Raw genomic sequence first — 11,733 nt, forward strand, 5'->3', positions numbered from 1 at the left:
GGTGTCCTAGTACCCATAACAATTTGCTGGTGAGAGTAATAATTGTTGAATCTATTGGACAAATTGCATATTTATCGTGTAACTTTTTTGGAACTTTCTTCTGGACTAATTCATTTAGTTTTTGGTAAATTTCTTGAAAAGGTTTCTGGCTTCGATGTAAGTTTGCTTTTGAAAAAGTAGAAATATCTACCTCAAATCCTGTATTGTTTAATCTGTTAAACAAATCTCGCATACTTGTTAAGCTGTTATCCAGAGCATAAGATAGCCAGCACTCAAAGAACAGACGACTGTTTAATACTGGATAATCGTTTTTTGGCAGTCCTCTCAGGATATCTTTGACAATCTTGGGAAATGAATTTATAATCACTATCAAATAGATATACTTTAATGTTTCGCCCAAAATTTAACATATTTTGGGCTGTTTTTATCCGATTTTTCTTAACATTCAACACTTTTGGTTTGGATAGTACAACAGCATCGAGCCACTGTGGGGTAAATCCCGAAGGACTATTTCAATGGGGACATAGCAAAGATCATCGTCCGGACTTGGCACAAGTCAAGGAGGATGTTATCGACATTAGACCCATTAGGGATGCCAATTGCAACGGAAATCTTGTCAGGGGAAAAAGCCGATGACCCGTTATATATTCCAGCCATAGAAAGAGTACGTTCAACAATAAAACAGTCAGGATTACTATATATTGGTGACTGTAAAATCGCATCAATTGGGACGAGAAACCATATTGTGTCGGGTGGTGATTTTTATCTATGTCCTTTAAATGCCAAGCAATCGCCAAGAGAAAAATTAATAGAATATCTTCAACCAGTTTGGGATATAAAACAAGAGTTGACTATTATCAATTACGATTATGCAGACGGAAAAACTAGAGATATTGCTGAAGGATTTGAACTAAAATTTCTCCAAAAAGTAGAGATTGACGAACAAGAAATATCTTGGGAAGAGCGACAATTAGTAGTACATTCATTTAGCATTGCACAGACAGAAGAAAATTATCTACGCGAACGTATACAGAAAACCTCCGATGCTCTCGAACAACTCAAAATACCTCGGCGTGGCCAGAAAAAACTCACCTCACCTGATGAGTGGGAAACATCTGTAGCAGCTATTCTTAAACGTTATATAACTAGTGGTTTATTTAAAATTGATATTCAAACCCAACGAGCTGAAGGGGTGACAGAGGGGCTGAAGTAAAGCAAATAAAGGAGCGTGACCGTTTTGGGGTAAAAAAAGATAGGTCAAGTATTCTCAACAAGACCTATCAAATGATAATCTTCGCTAAATTCTACCAAAGTTGCTTTGAAAATGTACTGACACCCGCGCAGTACAAGATGCTAGAAATCTTGCTAATGCTGTTGCAATTTCATAAAACTGTGACAATTGAGAAGCTAGCAACAGTATTTCCACAACCCATAAAATTTGAAAGTCGGCGAAGGAGTATTCAAAGATTTTTACTATTACCCCAGTTGTCGATTTCATATCTGTGGTTTCCCTTAATCAAACGATGGGTCAAAAATACCCCGACAACAGCAGGAAAACGACTGATATTTGCTATTGATAGAACACAGTGGCGCAGCGAAAATGTCTTCGTAATTAGTCTCATAGAACAAAAAAGAGCAATTCCAGTGTACTGGCTATTGTTACCAAAAAGAGGATGTAGTAATTTGGGTGAGCAGAAAAAATTAATTCGCCCATTGTTGCGTTTGTTTAAGGGATACCAAATGTTAGTGCTAGGTGATAGGGAGTTTCATAGCATCAAACTGGCGAATTGGTTACATAGCAAAGGAGTTGACTTTGTACTGCGTCAAAAACAAGGGACTTATATTCGGCAAGAAAATCAATCATACCAACGATTACAAGCTTTGGGATTAAAACCTGGGATCTCGTTCTTTATTCAGGGGGTTCAAGCTACCAAACAAAGAGGTTTTGCGAAGTTTAATCTCGCTGGATATCACCAGCGTAAATATCGGGGAAAAGTTGAACCGACAGGCTGGTTTTTGCTAACTAATCTTGACAGTCTTGCCGATGCCATTAAAGCATTTAAGCTGCGGAGTGGCATTGAAGCTATGTTCCGTGACTGTAAGACCGGTGGCTATAATCTGGAATCTACTTTTGCTGATAATCAACGATTAATGACACTGATTTTACTAATTGCTATTGCCTATACTTGTGCGATTTTAGCAGGTCGTAATTCCCAAAAAAGGGGATTGCAAAAATATGTTGGTCGTTTAAAAGAATTACGACGATTACACCGCCGACATAGCGCCTTTTGGATTGGTTTGTACGGTCAATTATGGGTAGGTGCGATGGAATTTTGGGCTGATTTAGCCGATCAACTCATGCGTTTAAAGCTGGGTAAACTACCCTATTTTCAGAAGGGTTTACGGGCTATGGCTCTTATCCAGTCTGCTTTTTAACCTCTTTGTCACCCCGTCAGCCTGAAAAGTTATGAAAACTATCGATAAATTGGTAACAAGTTTTCAAAACCTCTTTCAAGTTCCAGTTTCTAATCTTAATATCAGTGGAAAATTGAATAACTATGAAAAGCACAGTGAAATCTCTTTCTTGTCAATCCTGACTAACATCTATATGATTTAATATATGGAATCAGCTTGAAGCTGTCATCAATTCTGAGTCCATATTTTAAGTGACAAAAAGATCGCCTTTAAGCTATCTGAAGTACTCAGATTCAATTGTACTTAAGTTAAGATTTATTTCAACTTAAGTTGGCATAATGAAACTAAAGACTAGCAATTCCTCGCTTTAAAGCGATGATGGTTGCCTGGGTGCGATCTTTAGCCCCTAACTTGCTTAAAATCCGGTTGATATTTGATTTGACCGTGCTTTCGCTAACATTCAAAGCAGTAGCAATCTCCAGGTTGCTCATACCTTGTGCCACCAATTGAAGCACCTCTAACTCACGCTGGCTCAATTCTGGATGATTCATGCGCTGTACTAATTTGGCAGCAACGTGCGGTGGAATATACTGTTGCCCCTCATGAACGGTACGAATAGCGGTTCGCAATTCACAAGGTCTACAGTCCTTGAGCAGGTATCCCTTTGCCCCTGCCCGTAGCCCCTGATAAATATCCTCATCTCCGTCATAAGTCGTCAATACCATGATGCGGGCTGTTTTAAATTCCGCGCAAATCGTACTAATCGCTTCAACGCCTCCCATTTGGGGCATTCGTAAGTCCATGAGGGTTACATCAGGTTGCGTTTGGCAAAATAACGCGATCGCCTCAATCCCGTCCTTGGCTTGACCCACAACAGTCATATCAGATTCTTCATTGATGATGGCTGCTAATCCTTGCTGGACGATGGCATGATCTTCAACAATCAGAACGCGAATGACTAAACTCATGACATTACTCCCAATTCACAATGACAACAATTTCTGTGCCTTGACCAGGCTGACTGTTGACGATTAGTTCACCGCCAATACGCTCTGCCCGTTCGCTCATCCCCAATAAGCCAAATCCTTGATTCATGATTATTTGGTTAGTGTCAAATCCCTGCCCGTTGTCTTTTATTCGTAAACAGCACTGCATTTGCTCGTAAACTAATTCAACTTGAATCTCTGTGGCATGGGCATATTTAATCGCATTGGTTAGGGCTTCTTGTCCAATGCGTAGTAGATTATTCTCGACATCAGGTGATGCATAGTAGGCTGTACCGATGACTTCACAGGTAATATGGGTATCGGTAGAAGATTTCATTTGAGCGGTTAGGTGTTTGAGGGCACTCAATAAGTCTCCCGACTCTAACAGCAGAGGTCGCAGCGCCGCCACCGATCGCCGCGCTTCAGTCAATCCAGTACGGGCTAATTCATCCACCGTTTCCATGTGTGCCTGAGCTTTCTGTGGTTTCTTTATCATTAGCTCTATCGCTGTGCCGTTATGCAGCACAATGCCTGTAAAGGCTTGCGCTAACGTATCGTGTATTTCCCGTGCCATCCGGTTGCGTTCTTCCAAAATCGAAGCTGACTCGGCACGTTTGCGATCGCTAATATCTGTAATCACACCTTCCATATATCCATCGGTTGCATTCAGATGAAAATAGTGAAGCCCCCAAAACGCTGTGCCGTCTCGTTTTCGCATTTGAATTTCAACGTTTTGCAGGTCACCATGACGCTGCAACAATTCAACGACTTGTTGGCGATCGCTGAGATTTACATAAAAGTCTGTGGAATATACAATCCCAATCATCTCATCGGGTGAATTAAAGCCAAACAACTCTGCAATGCATTGATTCGCATCGAGAGCTAATCCGTCCGAGAGGCGCGATCGAAAGATGCCGACCTGTGAGTTTTCAAAGATGTTACGGAACTTAGTTTCACTGCACTGTAGGGCTTTTTCTGCTTGTTTGCGCTGGGTGATGTCATTGCCAACCGATAAAATTTCAACTAAATCTCCCTGTTCATCTAAAATGGCTTGATTTGACCAGGCAACCCAAACTCTTCTGCCGTCTCGACACAGGTTTTCATTCTCCATTTGCAGATAAGAGGTAGGGTCGAGACGATGATAAAATACATTGTGGATGAATTGTTTGAGATTGCGCCCAGAGGTTTCGATTTCTGGAACGATTGTTTCGAGTAAGGTACGCCCTAAAATCTGATGTACCTCATAGCCAAAAAATCTCAGCCCATAATCGTTTAGGTATTGAATCCGTCCTTGTGCATCACAGCGAAGAATGATTGAGTTTGCGGTTTGAACTAAGTTGCGATAATTCGTTTCACTTTTCTGTAACGCTGCTGTTCGTTCGGCGACCTGTTGCTCTAAAGTTCGGTTATAGTCGGCTAGCAGTTTCTCGGCTTGTTTGCGCTCGCTAATGTCTTGAAAGGTGGCGATCGCATAGGCTACATTGCCCTGTTCGTCATAAACTGGAGTTCCCCAAACCTCGACTGGAATTTTGGCGTTGTCGGAGCAAATTTCTATGTCGTCAACCCTAGTGCGTTCGCCGCTCAATGCCCGCACAATCGGCATTTTCTCAGTCGGATAGGGTCGATCTGTTCCCGCTAAATAAATTTGATAAACTTCTGCAAGTCGATCTGCTCTCACCTCAGGATCGATTCCTTTACCCAATAGCTGAATTGCCCGTTGATTGGAGTAGTATGGGTGACCTACCGCATCTACAACTCCAATTCCTACTGGCACAGCTTCCAGAAATTGGGTCATCTTGTTTTCACTAGCACGCAGCTTTGAGTAGAGTTTAGCATTTTCGATCGCGATCGCTGCTTGAGTTGATAATAATTGCAAAACTTGCGATTGCTCTGGTGTAAATGCTCCGACTGCTAACTGATTTTCTAAATACAACACGCCAACTAACTTAGCTTGATTGAGTAGCGGCAAACAGAAAATAGATTTAGTTTTATTTTGTTGAATATATGGCTCATTGATAAAAGCACCTTCACGAGTCGCATCATTTAAGACAACAGTTTCATGAGTCCGAATTACATAATTAATAATTGATTCAGGCAGGCGATTTATAATCTGAAGGGATTGCAGCACTTGTGTAGTGTAGACATTCTCATCATCACTATCATTTAGTTGACCAGTCCCTTCAATTACCCATTCTCCTGCATTTTCCAAAATTATAAATCCGGTTTGAGCGCCAGCATTCTGGATTAATATCTGCATTAAGGAACGAAGCAACTGCTCTAATTCAATTTCACGAGAAATCGCCTGGGATGCTTTCATTACCGCCGCTAAATCTAAAGCGATGTTTGAAGTATTAGAGGTAGTTTTAGAAGTAGTGGGGGTTGACATGGGAGCTTCTCTATAAGACTGAGAAAAAAACTGCCCATAGCGATTTTCTAAGTCTTTAACTTTAGCTTTTGCACCCCAGCGATCGTAGCAGTAGTGGGCTTCTTTCATGTAAGTTTGGGCAATTTTTGACCGACCTCGCGCTAAATAATGTTTAGCCGCTAACTCATAAGCTAATGCTTCTTCTTGGATAAACTCATTCTCCGAAGCACCTGATATAGCGCGTTCATAAAACTCCTCAGCCTCAAAAAATTGCCCTAATACTTGCGCTTTCTCTGCTTCGACTAGATAAAATTTATGGAGATAATTCATTGGAGCATGATCTGCCCATTTCTGCATCTCTTTTTGGTTGGTGCTCACACAATTTAGCCAAGCTTCTTTTTGAGAGTTTGAAGCCTCAACCCATAGGCTTAGAAGCACCAGAGAATGATAGAAATAGAATAAAGGTACAAACGTTATTGCTGTTAACTCTTCTAAAGACTGCCTTGCTAAAATAGCAGTTTGTGCAGCTTGATGATACTCCCCAAATAGATAACACAATATAACTTTGAATAAATAAAAGAATTGAATTTCATGTCCGTCTTTAACGGCAATAGCGTGCGATAGCGCTTGCTCTTCATCATAGACACAACCCATTAAACGGCTGGGATTCTCAGACTTATCTAACAGATTAAGGATTGTCTGCCATAACAGTGCAGTCCAATTAGAGGGGTTTTCCCGTCTGATTTGTCTGATTGCTTTGCTGTAGGTTGCCGTTTTTTGTTCCAGTTGAATAAGTTCCTTACCAACAAAAAACGAGCGAAAACATGCATGATATGCAGCATAACTAGCAAATTCAAAGTCTCCAGTTTCTACTCCGTTTTGATAAGCATCAACCAGCATTGGTATTGTGTTCTTAAGATGCACCTTCCAATGCATGACGTGGGCACTAAATAACACTAATGCTTTAGCATTCCCTTTTTTAGTATTCAATCGTTCTGCCAAGCTTAGAGCCAATTTGCCAAATTTATAGCCGAGTTCAATGTCTTGAACAACTGCACATAGAGAATATCCGTAGGTAACATAACTCATTGGTGACCAGGTAGCGTTACCGTAGTTGATTGATAAATTTACCATTTTGCACCCAATCGGCACTATCAGTGCTGGTGACACCATACATGCAGTAGCTGTGATATTCGCTAGGATATACATTGCTGCCAGCGGTTCTGGTGCAGTCATCCTTGGCAGATTAATTAAGTCTTCAATTTCTCGGCCAGCGAGTATTGCAGATGTTTCCTCCAATTCTCTTTCAACGTCTAACTGACTTGGAGTTATTATTAAGTCTACTTCCAGGAGCTTTAACACTTCCAGCCCAGTTTTAAGTGCTTCTTTCAGGTTGCTCTGTGACAAAAATGCTTGAATTCTGCTATCATAAATCTGCACTTTGTCAACCACTGTCTTCGCCTGGTTGAGTACCACTTCTACGAATTGTTCCATCTCATCGAAGCAACCATGTAGATACGCCGCTTCTGCTGCTTGGGAGTACAGTGCTAAGGTAAGGTCATACTTGCTCTGCCAACTGTCTGTATCTATGAGTTTCAGCCCTGTCTTAAAATACTTAAGAGATGCTTCATAAGCCGTTGCTGCCTTTGCTTTCTGACCTGCGATTAAATTCAATCTGGCAATTTCCGTTCGTTGGGCGGGATCGGTGACAAGCTCAATTCCCCGAGCAAAATGATCGACAATTTCAAACAGTCGTTCGGATCGCTGCTCTTGTGAATTTTTTTCGAGTAAATTGCGACCGATTTGCAGATGAACAACTTGTTTGTGTGACTCATCAATTAAGGCGTATCCTGCTTGCTGTACGCGATCGTGCAAAAACTTATAGTCTTGAACTAACAAGTTTTCGTCTAATTCAGATATAGGTTGAATTAATCCAGCTTGGATTGCTGCTAGTAAATCCTGGAAAATCTCTTTAGGTGATTTTTCACAAGCGATCGCTAAAGTTTCTAAATTAAATTCAGAGCCAACACAAGCGGCTAAACTGAGAATTTGCCGTGTTTCTTCTGGCAGTTTCTTCAGCTTGAGTAGCAGCAACTCCACCACATTATCAGCAATATCTTGGGCTTCAATCTGGGCTATGTCCCACTTCCAGCATAAGTGTTCCGCATCAAAAGAAAACAGATTTTCGCTATGAAGCATTCGCAAAAATTCATTGACAAAGAAGGGATTACCCTCGGTCTTACGTAATACTAATTGGGTTAGGGAATGAACGGTGTCAATATTGCAATCTAGCGTCTCGGCAATCAATTGACTCAACGGTTCGGGCGTTAAGGGTGCTAAGGTAATTTTCTGAAGCACTGTTCCTTGTTTTCTGAGTTTCTCCAGCATCAATGCTAATGGATGCGTTGGAGTCACTTCATTATCTCGGTAAGCTCCAATCAAAAATAGATATTGGGTTTGCTCATCGAGTAATATTAGCTCGATTAACTTCAGCGTGGCGGAGTCGATCCACTGTAAATCGTCTAAAAAAATTACCAGGGGATGATCCTTTGAACAAAACACCCGCACAAATTTTTGAAACGTTAGATTGAAGCGATTTTGTGCTTCAATTGCTCCAACTTCCGGTGAAGGTGGCTGTTTGCCAATAATTAACTCAACTTCAGGAATGACATCAACGATCAGTTGTCCATTGCTTCCCAATGCCGTCAGCAGGCGATTGCGCCACTGTTGCACTTGCTCATCTGGTTCCCTTACTATTTGCTGTATTAATTGTTGCAGGGCATGGGCGATCGCGCTGTAGGGAATATTACGCCCAAATTGGTCAAACTTACCCCAAACAAAATAGCCCCACTTTGCCGTGATGGGTTTGTAGAGTTCCTGCACCAATGCTGATTTGCCTACTCCAGCGAAACCAGAAACCAGCATCATTTCGACGTTGAGTAGTGAAGAATTGTCTTCGTGTTTCGTTTTAGCTACTCTGTCAAATGCCGCTAATAATGCGCCAATTTCTGCTTCTCGTCCGTACAGTTTTTGGGGAATTTGAAATTGCTGGGAAATATCTTGAAGACCTAGTTGGAAGTAGTCAATTTGACCAATTTCTGCTAATTGCTGGGCGCAGTGTTCTAAATCCGCTTTGATACCCCAAGCACTCTGATAGCGATCCTCAGCATTTTTCGCCATCAGTTTCAAAATTATCTCGCAAACAGGTTTGGGAATCTTTGAATTCAGTTCGTGTGGTGGAACAGGTGTTTTGGCAATATGGCAATGAACTAGTTCTAGGATGTCTGTAGCGGGAAACGGCAACTGTCCGGTCAAAAGTTCGTAGAATGTTGCACCCAGCGAGTAAAAATCGGTGCGGTAGTCGAGCATTCGGTTCATGCGCCCAGTTTGCTCTGGAGATAAGTAGGCAAGGGTTCCTTCTAGAAGATGGAGACTTTTAAATGTTGGATTGGTGCGGCTGAATCGGGTGGCAATACCAAAATCAATCATTTTGACAACGCCAGTATTTGGATTCAGGACGATGTTGCTAGGATTAATATCTTTATGAATAATGTTAGCAGCATGGATTCTGCCCAGAATCTCTGTGATGGCGATCGCCAGCCCAAGAAAATCCGATAAGCGTATGGGGTAGAAGTCCGATTGCTGCTGCCGCAAGCGTTCTAAAGACTCGCCGCCAAAATCTTCTAGAAGGATGACGAGCGTGCGCTGATAGTCCTGCTGGCTATATGCCCTAACTACGCCATCGATGTTGAGGGAATGGGTAATTTCATATTCCTGCCTATAGCGAGTTAATTCTTGGGGAGAGGGATAATCTTGCTTGAGGACTTTAGCGACAACTGCACAGGTATCTTGCTCTCTAATGCCCCGATACACCAGAGTTGCCGAACTTTCATAGATTTTGCTTAAAATGGCAACTCCAGGTAGGGTAATCATTCAACTCTCTCCCAATGAGTGTCATTAACAACTCTAATATTAGAAAGTATATCGTTTGTCAAACTCCGAAATATGAAACAATTCCAACCCTTAAGTCAAACAATCTTTACATTAAGTGAATAATAAATTTTTATTAACGATGAATCTTGTCCCTCGCTCAATGAAATTAATAGCTAAGTTCGCCGAACTTCATCCCATTTCGGTGGCGTTGGGCTTGTCATTATCGATTATCTGCAACTGATTGCTCTTGATACTGATTCACGGTTGAACATGACCCAACGAGCGGGAAAATTCGCCAGGGATTAAAAAGATTGGACAAAGATTTGGATGTGCCTGTGCTGGCTTTGTCTCAACTCAACCGCAAAGTTGAACAATGCAACGATAAACGCCCTGTACCAAGTGATTTAAAAGACAGTGGTGCAGTTGGCCGACACAGTGATGTTGTCATCATGCTCTACCGCGAAGAATTGTAAGTAAGTCAGTGGGAAAAAACAAAACTATATTAAGAAAGGTTAATTAAACTAAAACCCTTTTCCCTCCTGCCTTTTTTCTTAAATGAGGGTTAGCAACACATCTACAACACTAGCTGCTCTCTATTTAGAGACTGTGAATGCATATAGCTTATTATTAGGCTCGCCTTTGCCGTAGCGGCTGTAGCCGGAACCCCAATACACCGTACCATTAACCACTGCTGCTCCTGCAACCACTGACCCTCCACTATTAAAACCCCAGAGAATCTTACCAGTCTTTGCGTCCAATGCATACATATTATTCGCGCTTTGTCCTGATGCCATTGAGCCACCATACACTACTCCATTCGCTACCGTCATTGGGCCCTCATCCTTCGCACCGACTGGGTCGGCAGTTTGCCAGATAATCTTGCCAGTCGCTGCGTCGAGCGCACTCCACGATCCGCCGGTGGTAGTCTCACCCGATGGTTGTAGCTTGTATTCCTGGGATAGGGTGTTTACAATGGCGGCATAAATTTGTTTCCCATCTGTGGCTGAACCCCATTGGATTCCACCCGATGTGCCACCAGGACCAACGATTTGGCTCCATACGACTTGGCCGCTATCCGGATCGAGCGCCCAAAAGACACCACTTTTCTGCCCAGCACCGACTAAGTCGCGCCGTATTCCACCCTTCGTAACAGTAAATAGCATTGGTGCCTGGGCGAAATCATAATCCTCTCCTTTGGGATCGGGGCAATTTCGCGCAATGCCAAACTGGCAGGAAACAGTCCACGTATCGTAACCCTCCAGCTTATTCGACCACTTAATCGCGCCAGTATCGAGATCGAGTGCCATGATTGCGTCAACATGATTGTTAGGATCGAGGCATTGCGACTCATCGCTGGGCGTTGATGAAGAGAGGTTGGCGATGCAATCTTTTGCCTTCTGAGGCACATCGTTGTTATTGCCTGTTGCAATATATACCAATTTTCGCTTGGGGTCGATTGCTGGTGTGCTGCCCCACACTGATGCGCCTGAGTAGCCCCCCACTTGGCCACCGTTGTCTGGTACAGTGTAGGTCTTCCACAATATCTTTCCAGTAGTCAAATCGACTGATGTCATGCTGCCACGGAAGGTGCAGCATTGATAATTTGGATTTACGAAAGCCTCTCCCTCCTCCAGCGAGGCAACCCCAACGTATACACGGTTGCCATAAATAGCTGGTGATTGAGTGATAATGGCGGTTGGATGAGCGTCAAGTTTTGTCTTCCAGATTAGCTTGCCTGTATTTTTATTAATTGCCATCAGGTAGGCACCACCCTGGCTGCCGATAATCACTTTATTCCCTTTAACCGCTGGGCTTGTACGCGATATCGCTATTGGGATAGTTGAGTAAGGTGTGCCTGAGCTTGCTGGTGGGATACTTGGGTCATTAATGTAGTTGGCGATAGTATTTGACCAAATCTGTACCCCCGTCTGTGCATCGATCTTGAACAACCCGGATTTCTCACAAGCAGTAAAAAATCAAATTGTATGGCGTGATGTGAGTCCTTGTTTTGATACATCACCAATCAAAATTTAT

The 11,733-nt window shown here is 42.5% G+C and carries 4 protein-coding genes and 3 pseudogenes; 3 read left to right on the forward strand and 4 right to left on the reverse strand.

The features are described from left to right. Window positions 1-367 (reverse strand): annotated as a pseudogene (locus I8752_RS24220) (IS4 family transposase); the annotation flags it as partial. A gap of 92 nt (window positions 368-459) precedes the next feature. Here I8752_RS24220 and I8752_RS24225 point away from each other — a divergent pair. Both I8752_RS24225 and I8752_RS24230 read left to right on the forward strand, forming a co-directional pair. Then, a pseudogene (locus I8752_RS24225) lies at window positions 460-1,195 on the forward strand (IS1634 family transposase); the annotation flags it as partial. 155 nt (window positions 1,196-1,350) lie between these two features. Next, entirely contained in the window at window positions 1,351-2,436 is a 1,086-nt protein-coding gene (locus I8752_RS24230; protein WP_225895876.1) for an IS4 family transposase, read from the forward strand. 323 nt (window positions 2,437-2,759) lie between these two features. On the opposite strand, the gene I8752_RS24235 is transcribed toward I8752_RS24230, so the two are convergent. Beyond that, on the reverse strand, window positions 2,760-3,383 hold the full coding sequence (locus I8752_RS24235; RefSeq protein WP_214434799.1) for a response regulator: 624 nt from the start codon (window positions 3,381-3,383) through the stop codon (window positions 2,760-2,762). Between the two features lie 4 nt (window positions 3,384-3,387). Next, window positions 3,388-9,699: a PAS domain S-box protein gene (locus I8752_RS24240; protein WP_214434800.1), complete on the reverse strand. Its 6,312-nt coding sequence runs from the start codon at window positions 9,697-9,699 to the stop codon at window positions 3,388-3,390. Window positions 9,700-10,010: 311 nt separating this feature from the next. On the opposite strand from I8752_RS24240, the gene I8752_RS24245 reads away from it, so the two are divergent. Next, window positions 10,011-10,172, forward strand: coding sequence for a DnaB-like helicase C-terminal domain-containing protein (locus I8752_RS24245; RefSeq protein WP_214434801.1), 162 nt, complete (start codon window positions 10,011-10,013; stop codon window positions 10,170-10,172). Window positions 10,173-10,292: 120 nt separating this feature from the next. On the opposite strand, the pseudogene I8752_RS39135 reads toward I8752_RS24245, so the two are convergent. Next, window positions 10,293-11,654 (reverse strand): annotated as a pseudogene (locus I8752_RS39135) (outer membrane protein assembly factor BamB family protein); the annotation flags it as partial. Window positions 11,655-11,733: the final 79 nt, after the last annotated feature.

The sequence above is a fragment of the Dendronalium phyllosphericum CENA369 genome, from assembly GCF_016056275.1.
Lineage (GTDB): Bacteria > Cyanobacteriota > Cyanobacteriia > Cyanobacteriales > Nostocaceae > Dendronalium > Dendronalium phyllosphericum.

Bases quoted from the DNA above. Each gene is read 5' to 3' on its own strand.
- I8752_RS24235 (WP_214434799.1), bottom strand. From the start codon at position 3,383: ATGAGTTTAGTCATTCGCGTTCTGATTGTTGAAGATCATGCCATCGTC.
- I8752_RS24230 (WP_225895876.1), top strand. From the start codon at position 1,351: ATGCTAGAAATCTTGCTAATGCTGTTGCAATTTCATAAAACTGTGACA.
- I8752_RS24240 (WP_214434800.1), bottom strand. From the start codon at position 9,699: ATGATTACCCTACCTGGAGTTGCCATTTTAAGCAAAATCTATGAAAGT.